General features: G+C 55.8%; 15 protein-coding genes. 10 read left to right on the top strand and 5 right to left on the bottom strand.

What is annotated here, in order from left to right:
• The first annotated feature begins 75 nt into the window (after positions 1-75).
• The 5 genes from HX851_RS12730 (at position 76) to HX851_RS12710 (ending at position 4501) form a co-directional block, all read left to right on the top strand.
• Positions 76-324 carry a type II toxin-antitoxin system Phd/YefM family antitoxin gene (locus HX851_RS12730; RefSeq protein ID WP_177065581.1) on the top strand — a complete coding sequence of 83 codons (249 nt, stop codon included), beginning with the start codon at positions 76-78 and terminating at the stop codon, positions 322-324.
• Entirely contained in the window at positions 314-595 is a 282-nt protein-coding gene (locus HX851_RS12725; protein WP_177065579.1) for a type II toxin-antitoxin system RelE family toxin, read from the top strand. The genes HX851_RS12730 and HX851_RS12725 overlap by 11 nt, the downstream gene beginning before the upstream one ends.
• 668 nt (positions 596-1263) lie before the next feature.
• Entirely contained in the window at positions 1264-2046 is a 783-nt protein-coding gene (locus HX851_RS12720; protein ID WP_177065577.1) for a hypothetical protein, read from the top strand.
• 147 nt (positions 2047-2193) lie between these two features.
• Positions 2194-3135, top strand: a complete 942-nt coding sequence (locus HX851_RS12715) for a hypothetical protein (RefSeq protein ID WP_256262770.1) — start codon at positions 2194-2196, stop codon at positions 3133-3135.
• 415 nt (positions 3136-3550) lie between these two features.
• The gene (locus HX851_RS12710) at positions 3551-4501 is read left to right on the top strand and encodes a DUF2971 domain-containing protein (protein ID WP_177065572.1); all 951 of its coding nucleotides are present in this window, start codon (positions 3551-3553) and stop codon (positions 4499-4501) included.
• 165 nt (positions 4502-4666) lie between these two features.
• Here the strand turns inward: HX851_RS12710 and HX851_RS12705 are convergent, their stop codons facing one another.
• A complete protein-coding gene (locus tag HX851_RS12705; protein WP_177065571.1) occupies positions 4667-5362 on the bottom strand; it encodes a transposase in 696 nt (231 codons plus the stop codon).
• A 388-nt stretch (positions 5363-5750) separates the two neighbouring features.
• Between HX851_RS12705 and HX851_RS12700 the strand changes: the two genes are divergently transcribed.
• Together HX851_RS12700 and dusA are read left to right on the top strand one after the other, a co-directional pair.
• Positions 5751-6248 carry a hypothetical protein gene (locus HX851_RS12700; protein WP_017127933.1) on the top strand — a complete coding sequence of 166 codons (498 nt, stop codon included), beginning with the start codon at positions 5751-5753 and terminating at the stop codon, positions 6246-6248.
• A 185-nt stretch (positions 6249-6433) separates the two neighbouring features.
• Positions 6434-7432 carry a tRNA dihydrouridine(20/20a) synthase DusA gene (gene dusA, locus HX851_RS12695; RefSeq protein WP_177065570.1) on the top strand — a complete coding sequence of 333 codons (999 nt, stop codon included), beginning with the start codon at positions 6434-6436 and terminating at the stop codon, positions 7430-7432.
• A 181-nt stretch (positions 7433-7613) separates the two neighbouring features.
• On the opposite strand, the gene rssC is transcribed toward dusA, so the two are convergent.
• Both rssC and rssB read right to left on the bottom strand, forming a co-directional pair.
• Complete coding sequence (gene rssC / locus HX851_RS12690; RefSeq protein WP_177062480.1) at positions 7614-8096, bottom strand: anti-sigma factor antagonist RssC; 483 nt, start codon at positions 8094-8096, stop codon at positions 7614-7616.
• A complete protein-coding gene (gene rssB / locus HX851_RS12685) occupies positions 8096-9277 on the bottom strand; it encodes a two-component system response regulator RssB (RefSeq protein WP_017127880.1) in 1182 nt (393 codons plus the stop codon). Before rssB ends, rssC begins: the two co-directional genes overlap by 1 nt.
• A gap of 272 nt (positions 9278-9549) precedes the next feature.
• Here rssB and HX851_RS12680 point away from each other — a divergent pair, with 272 nt between their 5' ends.
• On the top strand, positions 9550-9834 hold the full coding sequence (locus tag HX851_RS12680) for a PilZ domain-containing protein (protein ID WP_177065569.1): 285 nt from the start codon (positions 9550-9552) through the stop codon (positions 9832-9834).
• A 78-nt stretch (positions 9835-9912) separates the two neighbouring features.
• On the opposite strand, the gene HX851_RS12675 is transcribed toward HX851_RS12680, so the two are convergent.
• A complete protein-coding gene (locus HX851_RS12675) occupies positions 9913-10599 on the bottom strand; it encodes an MlaA family lipoprotein (RefSeq protein WP_177065568.1) in 687 nt (228 codons plus the stop codon).
• 200 nt (positions 10600-10799) lie between these two features.
• Between HX851_RS12675 and pcrP the strand changes: the two genes are divergently transcribed.
• Complete coding sequence (gene pcrP, locus HX851_RS12670; RefSeq protein ID WP_177062477.1) at positions 10800-11411, top strand: HAD superfamily inactivated hydrolase PcrP; 612 nt, start codon at positions 10800-10802, stop codon at positions 11409-11411.
• Between the two features lie 121 nt (positions 11412-11532).
• Positions 11533-11796: a DUF4404 family protein gene (locus HX851_RS12665; RefSeq protein ID WP_177062476.1), complete on the top strand. Its 264-nt coding sequence runs from the start codon at positions 11533-11535 to the stop codon at positions 11794-11796.
• 64 nt (positions 11797-11860) lie between these two features.
• Here HX851_RS12665 and HX851_RS12660 read toward each other — a convergent pair whose 3' ends face one another.
• Complete coding sequence (locus HX851_RS12660; RefSeq protein ID WP_177065567.1) at positions 11861-16891, bottom strand: dermonecrotic toxin domain-containing protein; 5031 nt, start codon at positions 16889-16891, stop codon at positions 11861-11863.
• Positions 16892-16965: the final 74 nt, after the last annotated feature.

Raw genomic sequence — 16965 nt, 5'->3', positions numbered from 1 at the left:
ATCACCAAAGCAAGCTCACTGCCGAGAAAAAAGTTATTTTGAGCACTCCTCAAAGCACCTTTAAGGAGTCTTTCCATGACCCACATCGTGTTGTCACAAGTGGTCGCGAGCATTTCCGAACTGAAGAAAAACCCGATGGGTACAGTGGCGGCGGGTGGTGGCTTTTCTGTGGCGATCCTTAACCGCAACGAACCTGCGTTCTACTGCGTTCCGGCCAAAGAATACGAAGCAATGATGGACCGCCTGGAAGACATGGAGCTGGCGGCTATTTGCCGTGAGCGGGAGAACGCCCCCACCTTAAAGGTCTCCCTTGATGACCTATGAGCTGGAGTTCTCTGAAAAAGCCTGGAAGGAATGGCAGAAGCTCGGAGCAACAGTCCGCGAGCTGTTCAAGAAAAAGCTGCAAGAGCACCTTGGCAATCCCCATGTACCTGGTGATCGCCTGAGCGGCTTTGCCAATGCGTACAAAATCAAGCTGCGCACGGCAGGATATCGCCTGGTTTACAAGGTTGTGGATGAGGTTCTTGTGGTGACCGTTATTGCCGTGGGTAAACGTGAGCGCGGTGATGTCTACAGTGATGCCAAGCGGCGTTGAACGGACTTAGGCAGTCCTGAGCCTGGTCTCAGTAGTTATCCGACGCAGCCGTCATCATCTGAACCACCCCATATTCTCTCCACCGCATCCAGCCTCACGCCACTCAAGCCCGCGCCCCGTGCCGGCTGCGTCCACAGCGGCAGACCTTTCATGCCTTTGAACGACGTTACCCCCTGCCGCTCCGAGCCCTCTCGACGTTTCAGCGTTGCGCCGATGATGGATTGGACTATCTAATCCTGAAAGCCTTATAGATTAAGGCTTTCAGAGAACCTGTATTTTCCACGTACCACTTTCGTACCACCGTCCACACATTTTCAGACGCCGCTAGCAAATCTGGGGGGCAGTGACTGTCGCTCCAATCCGACACGACATTTACTCTCAAACTCAAACATGAAAAGCTCCGCCGCTTAGTTAAGGCGGCTGAGCTTTGATGCGCGTCATGGAAAATGTATAGGGATTCGCCCCCCCCCCCCTTTTCGTACCCGAGGACGGCTCCAAGCAGGCAAAATTGGCCAATTTGCTATCTTCAAAAGGTGCGCTACGGCCTATGGCGGCCTAGAATTTTCCCTATCCACTCAACCTCGGAGGCGTAAAATCTTACCTAAAGGAAGGTGCCAAAAGGCGGCGAGGCAAGGCGTCTTAAAATCAATAGAGCGAACGGCATAGATATGGACTACTTAGAAAACTCAACAGCCAAGCTTAATCGGGCTATAAAACACTTAAATGAGTTCATACACGAAGCAGACGCCTTTCTTGCAACCACCCCCTTTGGAGTACGCGTAGAAAATTATGAAGACAATGGCGTAAAGTGCATTAGATTTTCCTACAACGTTTATCAAGAGCCACCAAAGGCCCTTGGCGTCATCGCTGGCGACTGCATACATAACTTGCGCTCCATTTTAGATAACCTCATATGGAGCCTTGGGAAAATTTATCTGTCAACTGATCAAAAAGCAAAGCCAGACAGATTGTATTTTCCAGTGTTCAAGACCGAAGAGGAATACAAAAGAAAAATCGATACGCCCGATCTAATAGCCATAAAACAATTTCCACAGTCTGCGCAAGACCTGATAGAAAGCTTACAGCCTTATAATGGGACCTTGCCCGCCCACCGAATATCTGTACTTCACGCTTTGTGGAATGCAGATAAACATAGATCCCCCAACATAGTCGGGGGTGCAGGTGGCGGCGTTAGTCAGAGCTACAACCTTCAACAGCCAGCCAGCTTGAGTGCTGGCTTATATATTCAACACGGCAGAGAGTTTGGATATGGCGCCCTTCCAGAAAATGGTATTCCACCAGGAGCAAAAGTTGAAGTACTAGACGTTTACTTATTATTCGAAGAAGATGGCCCCGCATCTAGATTTGTAGTTAGCGGACTATTAAGCGAACTCATAGAAATAGTTCGCGATGAAGTAATATACAAACTCTCGCCTTTTTTCTACAGGTAACATTGGAAAATGATGTTTCCAACTCTGCGCACCTGGGCTTCTCGACATGTCATAAACGTTGTACGCATCCAACGTTCAGGGCCGATCTGACCGGATAATCAAGGTGGAAGACCATAACGAATGTCGACATTATTCGAGCATATAACCATGAAACATCCACCTTTTAACGTTTCATATATTGGTGAAAAGCACCCTCTAATTGCGCACCTGTTTGCACAGGTAGCCAGTCAAATCACTGAGTTACCAGACTTCTCTCGTGACAAAAAAATAGCCGTATTTTCAGACTTCGGTGGGGAGCATAAAGGTGCGAGCTTTTTGACATATTCATTCTTGATAATCTCCTATGACAAAATCTCTCCTTTTATTGAAGCTGTGGCTGACCTACGACGCGCGCATAACATCCTAGACCCCTACAGTGAATTCGAATACAAAGACCTTAACTACGGCCCGCGCAAACGGGCGCTACCCGAGTTCTTAAAAATTGTCGATAGCTTACTCCATGGTGCACTAATTACTGTCGCAGTCGACAAAAACATAGAGAGCCTTTTCGGCGAAAACAAAAAGTCAGTCCTCACACAATTAAAACAGGAGTTTGTCGAAGCTGGTTTAGGTGATTGGAAGTTTGATCCTGCGGAAAAGGCTCTCCGCATTTGCCACGCCATATCATTTTTCGCGTCATTGACAACCCATAATGACCAGCGATTACTATGGTATTGCGATAACGACACCGTCAATGACAACGAGGTCTTTTTCAACGACACGAAAAACATTCTAAATCGCACGCTGGGATTATATATAAAGCACTCGTTCGAAATACTTGGATTCGCAAAATCCTTTAAGGGGAAATCTCACCTTGATGACTTGCTTAGCATTACCGACTTGGCAGCTGGCGTCATTCAGGATCTGCTGGCTGGACATCACACGAAAAATGACCAAATAAATGAAAACAGAGTCCCCCTTATGAAATGGCTTATAGAACGAAGTGGCTTTCTCACCAAAATCACCATACAAATGTTACGGCTACCCAACGGGGACATAGGCAGTGCTATTGTCGGGTTCAGCGAGCCTCCATCGAGTTCTTCATCATGAAGAAAGGAATCGACATACGCCAATTTTGCTGGAGTATTTAGGTTAAAAAGCTTAAAAGGCCCTACCATTGTCTGTAGGAAAGATTTGACAGTTCGATGAAAGCGCTCAGCGGGCATTGAAAGGCATAGATTGGCGATTGGTTTTCCCCATTCTTTCTCCAAAGCTTTAAGCTCACTGGACGGGTTGTACCAGAATGCGTGAATCGCGCCTAATGGTCAGGACGTTCCAACAAAAATATTCTCGCCATTGCGACTCTCGCCAATCCAGGCAACAACCGAATTATCTCCCTTCCCCACCCCAACAAACGTTGCCACTCAATCGGCGACCTTCAAGCCCCCTTCCATAAAACAATTCAAGATGGCATTCTGCCGCTACCCCGAACAGATCACATGGCTTAGCCGAGGTTAGCGCAATCATGGAAGACAATAAAAATCTTTATAAATACATGGGCCCGGAAATAGCAGACAAATTCTTATTACAGAATGGAAGTTGCAGCCTAAAACTTTCTTACCTGAAAGATTATAATGACCCCTTCGAATTTTTTTTAACCATTGACTACAATCAAGGCCCTGAAATCCTTGCCTATTACAATGAAATGATTTCGATGGTTACTCAACAACCGGTAACGTGCTTTTCCAAGTCACCATTGATCACCCCAATGTGGGCACATTACGCGTCAAACTCCCAAGGGTTTGTCGCTGAAATAAATGAACCTGCTCTTGATGAATGGCTAACATCAAAAAAATCAGACCCAAGCTTTGGTGATATTGATTATCGGAATACCCCACACGAGGGCATGCAAGGCCTGCTGGATCGCGCATATGTGATATCCAAACCTAGACATGTAGGATGGCTCCAGCAAGCAATTGGAAGTACCGCTTACTTCACCAAACAAACCTGCTGGAATTATGAGCAAGAACGACGACTAATCATTGACGAAGCAAACATTGAAAAAATCAATGAAACGTTGTTACTACTTTACTTCCCAGCTACATTCGTTACGTCCTTGGTGGTCGGTGCTAAAGCGCCTCAACCGCTGAAGGACAAGATTAAAGAAATATCAGAATTGATAGGATGCAAGTATTATGAAAAACGCATTGGCAAAAGCTCAACAACACCATTCTTTTTAGATAGCCAAAATAATACATACATATTCAACAACAAAGAAATAGTTTTGCACAGCGAACGATGCGACTCATGTAAAGAGCCAAAAACACATTCCGATTCGAAACTTTGCTCATGGTGCAGCATCAATGAGTTTCATGAAAAAGATGCAGCCCATAGAAATTCATTCCGGATGCTACATCACGCAGGAATTCTCGAACAATACATAGAAAAATTTAAAGAAATCGGAAAGAGCAAATAAGGGACTGCTGCACACTCCAACCCGCGAACTGAATCAATGAGGAAGACTGGCCATGGTCCACACCCTGGAAGACGTGCGACAACAACTGGCGCAGATTCGCGCCCAGGTGACCGCTGCCGAAACCGCACTGGCACGGATTCGAATTTTAAGGGGACAGATTTATTTTCATATACGCTTCGCTGGCCTTCCCTGCCCACGTCGCTCTATCCGCAAGCCCTTAACCGCCTCAATCTCATCAACAAAGCGAGTATTTCCAGTCAACTGCCCGCGCTGTAATGACTCTCGAATAAATGTCAATTCTTCAGATGAAATTTCCTGATTTACAAAATCCCGATATTTAGCCCTTCGATCCTCCAGGGTGTGACCCAGGGCCTCAAAGCAAGGATCCGTATCAAGCCAATTATCGTAGGCCTGCTCACTAGAACGTAATAGATAACTTGACCAGATATAATCCTCTGGCCGAGAAACCATTCTTGCTCGAACTGGATTTAGCTCAATATAGCGACTGCATGCGAGTAAATAGTTATCTGATTGAACGAGACTTGATTTATAACGCCCCTCCCACAACGTTCCGGAACGACCTTCAAGCTTATTCCGATAGCGAGTCATTCGTGCGGCCAAAGCCTTCATTAAATGCCCGAGACCAGCAACCGACTCACCGGGAGCGAGCAACAGATGCACATGATTATCCATAAGACAGTACGCATAGACCTTGACCCCGAATACGGCTTTCAGCTCACGTAAATCATACAAGTAACGCTGAAAATCGCCAGTTTCTGCAAAAACAACCTGACGATTGTGCCCTCGCTGAACAATGTGATGCGGGTAGTTTGGCAAGACAACACGGCCCATTCTTGGCATGAAACCTCCTTCCGTGGAGATACCAGCGTAGCAAGTCGAAAAGGATCTGCCCTCTTTTCCTAAAAAAATTAAATCCGTCCCCTTTTTCCCCGTCCCCTTTTTCCCTCGTCCCCGTTTTCCCCGTCCCCGTTTTCCCCGTCCCCGCTTTCCACTTTCCCCTTAAATTCCTTAAAATTAAATACGCCCCCTTTTCCAAAATTAAATCCGTCCCCTTTTCCCGTTCAAAATTAAATCCGTCCCCTTTTCCCGTTCACATAGAGCCCGAACACAAACATTGACAGAGCGAATCGCTCCTACTAAGAATAAAAGCGCGGATCCAAGGTTAGGAATCGCGTAAAGGGAAAATTCTTCTCAGAATTTCAGCACATATGGATAAAGGGAATAAAAAATGTCTGACGCAATCTCAAACAAAGACCAAACCCCAGCTAAAACCTTCACCCTTTTCAACCAGAACGGCATCAAGATCACTCTGGATCTGCCTGGTGCATTGCAGATCAACCAGAACAGGCAAGAGCTCTATACTTCCGCTCCAGTACTGCACAACAGTACGATCTTTCCCATTAAATCGGCGAAGTTCACCATCAACCTCGATGACGTTCGCGATGCATCGAGCAACGTGATCGCGAACGTGCGGTGGTGGAACCCCAGTATTTTCAACGGGGAACAGACCATGGAGTTCAATGTGGAAGCGATTCAGCCCAATGAAACAGGCAAGTGCACCCCTGCTTCCAGTGGATACTCCCAAGTCCGGTGGGCTACCTCGGTGTCGAGTGGACGCGCCCAGGAAACCTTCACGAATACCCTGAACCTTGTCTCACTCATCTACGGACCTCTTCCTTCGAATACGACGAATAAAGCTGATGGGCCGATTATCCAGGTTGGTTAACTGAATCTGCCATCACAGCGCCCGATGCACCGCATCGGGCGTTTTGTATTTCAAAGACCAGCCCTCTCGCCTCCCCCGCCAGCCAACTCCATTTCCTGATAAACTCCACCCCATTCAGCCCCACGCCACTCAAGCTCGCGCCCTGCCCCATTCGCGCCGGCTGCGCCCACAGCGACAGACTTTCCATGCCTTTGAACGCTACCCCCACCCGCTCCGAGCCCTCTCGCCGCTTCAGCGTGGCCCCCATGATGGACTGGACGGACCGCCACTGCCGGTTCTTCCTGCGCCTGCTTTCCAAGCACACCCTGCTCTACACCGAGATGGTCACCACGGGCGCGATCCTGCACGGCGATCACGAGCGCTTCCTGCGCTACAACGCTTCCGAGCATCCACTGGCGTTGCAGTTGGGCGGCAGTGTGCCGGCCGATCTGGCCGCCTGTGCCCGTATGGCCGAGGACGCCGGTTATGACGAGGTGAACCTCAATGTCGGCTGCCCCAGCGACCGGGTGCAGAACAATATGATCGGCGCCTGTCTGATGGGGCATCCCGAGCTGGTGGCCGATTGTGTGAAGGCGATGCGCGATGCGGTGTCGATTCCGGTGACGGTCAAGCACCGCATCGGCATCAATGGCCGTGACAGTTATGAAGAGCTCTGCGATTTCGTCGGCAAGGTGCGCGATGCCGGTTGCCGCAGTTTTACCGTGCATGCGCGGATCGCCATCCTGGAAGGACTGTCACCCAAGGAGAACCGCGATATTCCACCGTTGCGCTATGACGTGGCCGCGCGATTGAAGCAGGACTTTCCGGAGCTGGAGGTTGTCCTCAACGGTGGGATCAAGACGCTGGAGCAGTGTCACGAGCATCTGCAGACGTTTGACGGGGTGATGCTGGGCCGTGAGGCTTATCACAACCCGTATCTGCTGGCGGAAGTGGATCAGCAGTTGTTTGGCAGTGCGGCACCGGTGCTTTCCCGCGCCGAGGCGTTGGTGCAGCTGCGGCCTTATGTGGCGGCGCATATCGCCGATGGCGGGGCGATGCACCATATCACCCGCCATGTGCTGGGGCTGGGCACGGGGTTTCCGGGGGCGCGGCGCTTCCGGCAGTTGCTGTCGGTGGATATTCACAAGACCAAGGATCCGCTGGCCTTGCTGGATCAGGCGGGGGAGTTGTTGGAGGGGCGGTAATGCGGCCGGCTAGAGACCGCATTATCGTTCTTCGCTGGCAAGCCAGCTCCCACAGGGCCCGCGTTATCGTTTATCGCTGGTAAGCCCAGCTTCCACAGGGACTGCGTTATCGTTCTTCGCTGGCAAGCCAGCTCCCACAACGTTCTTCGCTGGCAAGCCAGTTCCCACAGGCGTCAGTCGCTCAAGTGCGCTCCAGCGCATTCACCAGGTCGTGAAACGCTTCGCGGTTGGAGTCGTTCAAGCCCATGAGGATCTTGTGCGCTTCCAGCACCTTGACCCGCACCACTTCTTCCGACTGGTCCTGCGAAGGCAGGTCGGTCAGGCATTCCGGGCACGGGATCGGGCGGTTGACGATGTTGAACACCTGGTCGAAACCCATGGACTGCAGCAGGCGGGTGATGTCGTCGTGGACGGTCACCACGGTCGGCAACAGGCCCACTTTCTGCCGCGACAGGATCGAGAGCTTGGCCAGCAAGCCCAGGGTGGTGCTGTCGATGCTGCGGGTTTCGGTCAGGTCGATCACGATCGCCGTGAAATTCAGCGCCGTGAAGATCTTCTCGATCGTGGCATCCAACGCTGAACACAGGGTCAGGCGAACTTCACCCACGAACTTCAGAACGAAGGTGCCATCCTGTTCGGCGAACTGGATTCTACCGGTACTCATCAAAGATTCCTGCTCAACACTAACAAGGCGATATCATCCGGCATCTCCCCTAGCGTGGCCAATCCAAAAACCTGGCGCAAGCCATCCAGGCTGCCGCCGGCTGTTCTCACCAATTCTGGTAAGGCAGCCTCTTTCTCTTTGAGTGTATCTTGCTGCAAAAGATCCAGAATGCCATCAGACATCAGTGTAAGACTAAATGTCGGCGGCAGTTCCAGAATGTGGTCTTCATAGGTGGCCTCGTTGAACAAGCCCACCGGCAGGCCACGGCCTTCCAGGTAACGCACACTGTCCGGGGTATAGAGCACCGGCAACGGCAGATGACCACCGATGCTGTAGGTCAACAACCCGGTTTCTTCATCGATCACGCCGCCGACCATGGTCACATGCTTGCCCAGCTTGCAGTTGATCAGGCCACGGTTGATATGGCCCAGCACCTGCGAGGGGGTGAACTCCGGCAAGGTGCCGTTGCGCTTGGACTCGAACAGCAGCCGCGTGGTCATGAACTTCAACAACACGGTGACAAAGGCCGACGACGCACCATGGCCGGAGACATCCGCCAGGTAGAACGCCACACGCCGTTCATCGACCCGGAAGTAGTCGACGAAATCGCCGGACAGGTACAGGGACGGAATGATCTGGTGGGCGAAGTTGAAGTCGTCGATGCTCCAGGGACTGACCGGCAGCATGTTCATCTGGACCTGGCGACCGGCGTTCTGGTCTTCCTGCAACAGATGGAGGCTGGCTTCGAGCTCGCGGTTGGCGGTCTCGAGCTTTTCCCGGTAGCGCTGGTTTTCCAGCAGCAGGCGCGCACGGTCCAGGGCCCGGCGCACGGAGTGCTCCAGAACGGCGAGGTCTTCGAGGGGCTTGATCAGGTAGTCCGCCGCACCCAGGCGCAACGCTTCGACGGCATCGTTCATGACGCCCGCGCCCGAGACCACGATCACCGGCGTTTGCGGCGCGAGGTCGGTCACCTGGCGAATGAGCTCGAGGCCACCCATCTGGGGCATGCGCAGGTCGCAGATCACCAAGTCGGGCTGTGCTTGCTCGAATACCTGAAGTCCCTGCAGGCCGTTGCTGGCTTGCAGGACGCTGAATCCGCTGTCTTCCAAATAGGCCGCAAGGCTTGCGCGCACTACTTCGTCGTCATCAATTATCAGCAGCGTGGCACTGGTTTTTTGCATGTGGGCAAACGGCGCCAGAATTAGGTTGGCGTAGACCGCAAGGCAACAGGCCCGCGTACTACTGGATTCGCTTTCTAGCCTCTCTGTCTCGAACGGTCGGACGATCACGTCCGGTGCATCGGTATCAGAGGTGCCCTTCTAAGGCGCAGACGGTACTCCCATCCGCCGGGCGTTTCAAGCTCATGCCGATGGTCGCTTGAGGTCTTTACACCTCAAATCACCGGGAGTTATAAGAAGTGTGAAAACCACAACGGAATCGAAGGACAGAGTCCATGAGCCAAACCGATCGCGACTACAGTGAAAAGCGTGATTACATCCGGATGCGCGTCGATGCCGACGTGACGCTGATCCACGCCGGCCTGGAGATTTCCGCGGTGTGCCTGGACTTGTCCAGCACCGGCATGCAGGTCGAGGCACCCCGTCAGTTCAATGCCGGCGACCGGATATCGGTGCGCATCGACTCCGACCATCCGGCGCTCAAGGGCCTGGAGGCCGAAACCGAGGTGGTGTGGGCCAACGACCAGAAGCTGGGGCTGCGCATCCTGCAAATGCGCTGACAGGTCCCCCTCATGAAAAAGGCGACTCATCGAGTCGCCTTTTTTCGTTTGCGCAGCTGGAAGCCGGGGGGACGCAGACTAGAAGTCGTCCACGACCTTGCCGTCCTTGACCTTGAACTCGCGGTTCTGCAGGTAGGCGTTGCGGATGAAGATGTACTTGTCGCCGCTGATCAGCTTCTCGCTCGACAGCAGGCTGGCGCGGGTGTCGATGATGTCCAGGCCGAAAGTGATGTTGCGCGCCGGGACGTCGTTGATGTAGCGGTATGGTTCGGTGTAGCTGTCCACGTACTTGGACGGCGCATCCCGCAGGGTGCTTGGCCCGAGGAACGGGATGACCACGTACGGGCCGCTGCCGACGCCCCAGTGACCGAGGGTCTGGCCGAAGTCTTCATCGTTGCGTTGCAGCCCCATCTTGGTGCCGACGTCGAAGAAGCCCGCCACGCCGAGGGTGGTGTTCAGCAACAGGCGCGCGGTATCGACACCCGCCGCCTGTGGCTTGAGCTGGAGCACGTCGTTGACCAGATTGCCGACATCGCCGAAGTTACGAAAGACGTTGTGGATACCGTCTTCAAGGAATTGCGGGGTGACCGCCTGATAGCCTTGAGCCAGGGGTTTCAGGGCGTAGGTGTCCAGTACATCGTTGAACTTGAAGATAGGACGGTTGACGCTTTCCCACGGATCTTCGTCCGCCGCCTGTGCGGCAAATGGCACCAACGCAACGCTGGCACACAACGACAACTGAGCTAGACGATCGATCCAGCGCATAGAGAGAAACTCCTTGGATGAGACGGGATGCGGGGCGCCATGCCCTGATTGATGAGCGGCAGTATAAAGCGGATGCTTGGGTTTAGGCAGTATGACTCGGACAAGTCCTACAAAGAATTACAGGTTAGGCCAAGGACGCCCAGTCATCCAATTGTCATGGCGACGCCTTATTCTGCGCAGTCATCATCAGGGACGCTGCCATGCCACTACCCGCCGTCGCACCTTTGCCCGCGCCCACCGCCCTGCTCTTCGGCCTGACCGGTTGCCTGGTGGATTTCGGCGCCCGCGCCCGCCCGCACCTGGATCCGGACGAACACAATCACGCCACGCCGGGTGCGCTGGAGATTCTCCAGGGACTACAACAACGCGGCGTGCCCTGCGCCTGGCTGGATGAATTGCCCCACACCCTCAGCCAACCGCTCGCCGCAACCCTGCCCGACTGGATCAAACCCTCTCTCACGCCCGCCAACTGCGTACAGTGGCCGGCGCCCAATGCCTGCTGGCATGCGCTGATGGAACTCGGCGTGGGACAACTGGAGGGCTGCGTGCTGGTCAGCGGCGAGCCGCGCCTGCTGCAATCGGGCCTGAACGCCGGGTTGTGGACCATCGGCCTGGCCTCCTGCGGGCCTTTGTGCGGCCTGTCGCCCATGGAGTGGCAGGCACTGCCGCAGAAAGAACGGGAAAGGAAGCGCGGCAAGGCCACCGTGGAGCTGTTCAGCCTTGGCGTGCACTCGGTGATCGATCACCTCGGTGAACTGGCGACCTGCCTGGACGATATCGCCCTGCGCCGGCTCAAGGGCGAGAAGCCCTGAGCCCGGGGCTTGATCAAGATCAGGCACGGATCGCCGCTGTGGATTACTCTGAAAGGCAGGCACAGACCTTTATCGCTGCACGAAGGTCTATGCCAGAGACTATCCATAGAAGGAAACCACCATGCCTGCCAGCGAACTGCAAGAACAACTCGATACCCTGCGCGAGCAACTTGAGCAGAATCCACCGCTGTCCGAAGCCGAGCGCGAGAACCTGCAGGAACTGATGCAGCAGATCGAACTGAAGCTGAAACTGGAAACCGCGACCCAGGACAGCAGCCTGGCCGACGGCGTCAACCTGGCGGTCGAGCGCTTCGAACTCGAACACCCCGCCATCGCCGGCACCTTGCGCAATATCGTGCAGACCCTGGGCAATATCGGTATCTGAACAGCGCCACGCAACGGTCCGCCCCCATCCGACACAGCCAGGGCCGCCCTGCAAGAGGCGGACTTCACAGGTCCGAACTTTCGGGCGCCTGGGCACGATCCAGTGCCTCGCGGGTGATCCGCACTTCCCCGGCTTGTCGCTCTCGGTCGATCACTTCGAGCGCCTGCTCATAGACCGTATCGCTCATTTCCCGGCCAACGGGAATATCCGCCTCGGCGATCCCCAAGGTGCCCGCCCCCTGCTTCACCGTTGCGGTCCACTCGGCGATGGCCTGCGCGGAGGCCTGCGGCTGTCGTGCCAGCTCTTCCAGGGCCTCGCGCACTTCCTCCAGGGTTTGCAACTGTTCCTGCGCCACGACCGCATGACGTTCCGTCTCGGGCAGAGTCTTCAGGTAATCCTTCCAGAGCGGCTGTTCAAGCAGCAGCTCGACCTGCTTGCCAGGCACCTGCTCCGCCGCCAGGATGCGATCACCCGCCTCCCGGGTCATATCGCGACTGACATTGCTGGCCCCCCGATACAACATGGACAAGGGTTGCCAGGGCAGTCCGAGACGCTCGGCGAGGTCGACACGGTAAGCCAGGTAGATCTCGACCTCATCGACATGGGGCCAGCGCGCATCGGCGGCCGCGGCCGCCACACGCCCGGCCTCCTCGATTTCGGCCTCGCTCAGGGGCAGCCCGCTTGCCGTCGCAACGGCCTCGGCCCTGGCGTCCTCGATACGCGCGGCCCTGGCGATGTCCTGGCTGGCGGTTTCGACCTTGGAGATATCGTTCAATCGCGCCAGTCGCGAACGCCCCCGAGCCAAGACCAGGCAGGCCGCCTCCCGGGCATCGCCCGTCAATTGCCCCGCCTCGTAGAGCAGCACCTCACCTCCCAGGCGGCTGAACACCTCGGTAAAACCATCGGCACAGGTTTCCAGGTCGCTCGTCCAGTCGAACAGGACCTGACGCAAGCTGGAGTCGGCAATTGCCGCCTCGATCATTCGCCAGACGCGCCGGGTCAACTGCGTCCGGTATTCGGCGCGATAATCCGCCGAGTAACGCAGCGCGGCAATCGACTCCAGAAAGGTTTCGCTCCCCGGTTCGTTGGCGAGCAGGTCCCACTGCGCCCTCTTCTGCTCCTGCTCCGCAACCGGAACACTGCTGTCCAGCCAGTTCTCCACGACAGGCGTCAACCTCGGCACACCCTGCTCCAGGATGCCCGTATCCTCTGGCAGGGCGAAACGTATCGAAGGTCGATCAATGAACTGGGTAATCACATAACGTGTCGTTACATCGAACGGATTACCGTAAAGCAGTACCGTTCTCATCCTGCGGCTGCTCAGGCTGAAAAATTCCCAGGGTATGGAGGTCAAGCGATTTCCCTGCAGATCCAGCAGCGCCAGATCAAGCAACTCCAGTACCCCGGTCGGCCAGGCGGACAGCTCGGTACGCTGTAGCTGGAGCCCCTGTAACCCGGGCATTCCCCTGGCACTGAACAACCCCAGGGGATTGCCATCCAGGTTCAGTCGCCTCAGGCGCTTGAGGCTGCGCAGTTGCTGCCCCAGTACCTGGGTCCAGACGATCCGGTTGCCGTTGAGCTGCAACCTGCGCAGCTCACCCATCTCACCAATGCCCGATGGCAAGCGCGTGAGCCGGCCCCCGGTGATATGCAGCTCACGCAGCTTGGGAAAGTGCTTGAGAAAGGCATCGAAATCACGACGTTCGCGAAGTCCGACCAGGGTCAGCTTCAATGAGACCACATGATCGAAACTGCCCGGCTCCAGTTCGGGCAACTTCAGCAAGCGCTCCTTCGACAAGTCCAGCTCATACCCCAACGGTTGGCCACTGGCATCGAGCAGTTGCTGCGACTCCCGGCGCCAGCACCTTCTTATCCGCTCCACCACCCGTGACTTGGAAGCCTTGGTCACCAGCCAGCCACCCACACCGCCACGCTCGTACTCACCGTCGAGCCGCCAGTATTCCAGCATCAGTTTCAGCTTCTGGTACTGCTCCTGCCGTTTCTTGAGGGCTCTCAGGAATACCTTGTCATCCTGCCCTTCCAGCAACAGGAACTGCCGGACCGTCTCCAGATCCTGGCCGGGATAAAGCTTGTCCACCAGCAACTGCAAATGACTCGGTGATACCGCTTGCACACTCTGCTGCCCACCGAGCGGGTAGCCGATTCGCCCCTCGCTCAAGCGCATGGGTGAGCGGAATCCGGGCTTGATCGCCTGCATGTTCAGCAGCGAGCGAATGCGCGCGCGCGACAACTCCAGGTGACGCACCACCGCCTGCCTGAACAGCTGGGGGCGGGCTGTGCGCGAGAAGCCCAGGGCTTTGAGGCGGTTTTCCGGCAGAGCCCGCAATAGCGCCATCTGAAGATCGCCAGGCAGGTCCCGCCCTTCGATCTCATAACCTCCCGACTTGCGCAGCAACTCCAGGGGCGTGGCGGATGAGATCGGCCCCAGGCTGTCGACCAGGCGTTGCCCGCTCGGGGCAAGCGCAGAAGGCTCATACAGCTCGATGCGCAGGTTTTTCGACCAACCTGGCAGGTTTTCCAGTGAATGCAGGAACAACCGATCGCTATCCAGGCTGACCGAAGATTCGAGGAAAAGTCCTTCGTAGGCTCGCGCGATACGTACCTGCTGCAGATACCAGCGACTTTCTTCCGCCAGGCGTAGCGGCACCCTCCCCGCTTTCAGAGACTCGACCTCATAGTCGTTGGCCGCACTGGCCAACTCATCGGCAATCGCGGTCGGCAAGCCGGGGAAGTCGCGTTTGAACAAGGCAACGAAGGCATTGCGCGAACGGCTGCGAAACGCGTAGTAAGCCTCGAACAGTGCGCTACGCTGATTCTGCGCTTCGGCGGCAAGTCGCCGGTTCAGGGCGGTCAGTTGTTCAGCGCTGGTCAACCGTGCAGCGCCCGGCGGACGCCCGAGCAACGTATCGATCTCGTCCTGACCGAGCCCCTGCAACACCACTTGCAGCAGTTCGGCCTCACGTATCTGGGCTTCGGTGACGGTCACTACCGGCAACCGCGCTTTATCCGCCGGGCCGTACTCCTTCAATATCCGCCCTTCGCCATTGACGAACCGCAACACCTTGGTGGGCGGCCACAAGGTCTCCAGCAACTGCTCCTGGATACGCCAATCGACCACGCCGCCATTGGTCGTACCGGTATCGATAAACCGCTGGATATCCGCATCGGTCCTGAAACGCTGCACCGTGTCGTTCAGCAGTGCCGGTCGGCTCAACTGATCCAGGTAGACCGGACGCAACTGCTCGGCCTCCACGCCGCTGACGGTCATTATCCGCGCCGCCTGCTCCGGGGAAAAGCCCGCCATGTCCGCGCCCAGGCGCGTGAACAAGGTGAACGCATCCCACCGCAGTGGCTGCTCCAGCTCATGGCTCCAGGCGCCCGAGCCGTTATGGCTGAACAGCGGCGAATAGGTGCTCCGGGTGGGATGCTCGGCGCGGTACTCATGGCTGACGCCCGTGGGACTGAGCTTGTAGTAATCCCCGTCCAACGGCAGATAAGTACTGCCATTGCTCACATACAAGCCTGATTCGTCGGGCCTGAGCCCTTCGGGCAAGGTCGGGGCGTGTCGATAGGGCGTAAGGTCGGTTTTCCATAACCGGGTGCCGCCGTCCGGCAGCTTGACCTGCTTGAGGTTGTCGATAAAGGCAGCCGCTTGAGCGTCGCGCGCCAAAGCGTGCATGAAGGCCCCGAGCTCCAGGTTCAGCACCACCCCGAGAAAGGCCAGCACGGCCTGCTTCCTGTCGCCGTGCTGCCACGTCTCGATGCCCTCGTAGACCTGTACCAGCATCTGCGCGGCGGCCACCGCCAGCATCGCCTCGCCCAGGCCCGGCACGAAAAACAGCAGGTTGACGCCCCAATCCACAAAGGCATGCCAGCGAGCGCTACGGGTCTTCTTGTCCTCCGCATCCGTCGACACCGCCAGGATCCTGGCATCGTCGAGCAGCTTGTCGGTGTGCTGCACATACAGTTCGAAAAAGGGATCGCCGGTTATCCGCGCCAACTGCAGTTGCAGCCGCGCTCGCCGGTCCGTCTCGGCGCCCGAGGAATTCAGGCGCTCATTCAGTGCGGTGAAAAACACCGGCTGGGAACGCAAATGGAGGTAGCGGCGAAATTCGTGCCGATAATCCTGATCGAGCAGCCTGTGGCCGAGATCATCCTCGAATGCCGCCAGGGACGAATACTGCTTGAGCGCCTGCCCGGCATCACCGGACAGGTACACCACACAAGGGCAAGACTCTCGGGTACTCGCGACGTCGAAACGGGTCAGTAGCACGCCCTTGAGCAAGGCGCCTCGATAGCCACTGTCGGGAATGCGGACATCGAGCATCTTGATCTCATGAAACTGCACGGCGTGCAGGCTCCACAGAGGACTGGGGTTGCCGCCGACCCACTGCTTTATCATGCGATAGGCAGAGTCGTCGATATGCCCTTTCATCACCGCAATATCCGCCTGGAGCGCCAACTCGGAGACCTCGTTGGCCACGAACAATCGACGAAATTCATCGTCGCGTTGCCCGGAGGCGCTCTTGCGCAACAGAAAAGACTCGATATGTTCCTTGTATTTTCCGCCCAGATCCAGATCGCGACATAACCGCGCAAATGCCCGTGGCGTAAATTCCTTCAGCAAGACACCTTGAGTCTGGCGCAGTATCTGCGAACCCCGGTCGAAGCCAAAGTAAGTCGTTTCACTTTCCTCGAAGTTCTGCAAGGCAGCCTGCAACAGCGTTTGTTGCGTAAGTCTTTGTTGATAGGGCGTGGACGCTGTTTGCGCCGCCAGTATATGAACATGCCTGAGCTGGTCCCGATGCACGTCCAATCCCGGGCCGAACGCCTTGTCCAGGCCGTGTTGCAAAAGCGGTGCAGCAAAGGCTTCCGGGCTCTGCAAGCCCTCTAGATAAGAGGCCAGGCGGGCCTTGTCCGCCTGATGGCGGCGCAGGTTGTCCGCGTAGGAACTACGGGTGGCAAAGGGCGCAACCTTCAGCCAGTCCGGTAGTCGACTTGTCACCAGGGCATGATATTCCTCACCGTCAAGCGCCACTGCAACATCCGATGTTTCAAGAGCAGAAACAGTCATTCCACAAACCTTAAATAACTTCAATCTCCTTATACTAATCTTCAGTCACTCGATAAAAAGCTCAAATAGCCAAT

Origin of the sequence: Pseudomonas gingeri (assembly GCF_013385635.1) — a bacterium.
GTDB classification, from domain to species: Bacteria; Pseudomonadota; Gammaproteobacteria; order Pseudomonadales; family Pseudomonadaceae; genus Aquipseudomonas; species Aquipseudomonas gingeri_A.
The sequence above is the reverse complement of the archived record's forward strand: the minus strand, read 5'-3'. Positions and strand labels throughout refer to the sequence as shown.

Excerpts from the sequence above, each read along its gene's own strand:
- HX851_RS12730 (WP_177065581.1), top strand. The coding sequence starts at position 76 with ATGACCCACATCGTGTTGTCACAAGTGGTCGCGAGCATTTCCGAACTG.
- HX851_RS12725 (WP_177065579.1), top strand. The coding sequence starts at position 314 with ATGACCTATGAGCTGGAGTTCTCTGAAAAAGCCTGGAAGGAATGGCAG.
- HX851_RS12720 (WP_177065577.1), top strand. The coding sequence starts at position 1,264 with ATGGACTACTTAGAAAACTCAACAGCCAAGCTTAATCGGGCTATAAAA.
- HX851_RS12715 (WP_256262770.1), top strand. The coding sequence starts at position 2,194 with ATGAAACATCCACCTTTTAACGTTTCATATATTGGTGAAAAGCACCCT.
- HX851_RS12710 (WP_177065572.1), top strand. The coding sequence starts at position 3,551 with ATGGAAGACAATAAAAATCTTTATAAATACATGGGCCCGGAAATAGCA.
- HX851_RS12705 (WP_177065571.1), bottom strand. The coding sequence starts at position 5,362 with ATGCCAAGAATGGGCCGTGTTGTCTTGCCAAACTACCCGCATCACATT.
- HX851_RS12700 (WP_017127933.1), top strand. The coding sequence starts at position 5,751 with ATGTCTGACGCAATCTCAAACAAAGACCAAACCCCAGCTAAAACCTTC.
- dusA (WP_177065570.1), top strand. The coding sequence starts at position 6,434 with ATGCCTTTGAACGCTACCCCCACCCGCTCCGAGCCCTCTCGCCGCTTC.
- rssC (WP_177062480.1), bottom strand. The coding sequence starts at position 8,096 with ATGAGTACCGGTAGAATCCAGTTCGCCGAACAGGATGGCACCTTCGTT.
- rssB (WP_017127880.1), bottom strand. The coding sequence starts at position 9,277 with ATGCAAAAAACCAGTGCCACGCTGCTGATAATTGATGACGACGAAGTA.
- HX851_RS12680 (WP_177065569.1), top strand. The coding sequence starts at position 9,550 with ATGAGCCAAACCGATCGCGACTACAGTGAAAAGCGTGATTACATCCGG.
- HX851_RS12675 (WP_177065568.1), bottom strand. The coding sequence starts at position 10,599 with ATGCGCTGGATCGATCGTCTAGCTCAGTTGTCGTTGTGTGCCAGCGTT.
- pcrP (WP_177062477.1), top strand. The coding sequence starts at position 10,800 with ATGCCACTACCCGCCGTCGCACCTTTGCCCGCGCCCACCGCCCTGCTC.
- HX851_RS12665 (WP_177062476.1), top strand. The coding sequence starts at position 11,533 with ATGCCTGCCAGCGAACTGCAAGAACAACTCGATACCCTGCGCGAGCAA.
- HX851_RS12660 (WP_177065567.1), bottom strand. The coding sequence starts at position 16,891 with ATGACTGTTTCTGCTCTTGAAACATCGGATGTTGCAGTGGCGCTTGAC.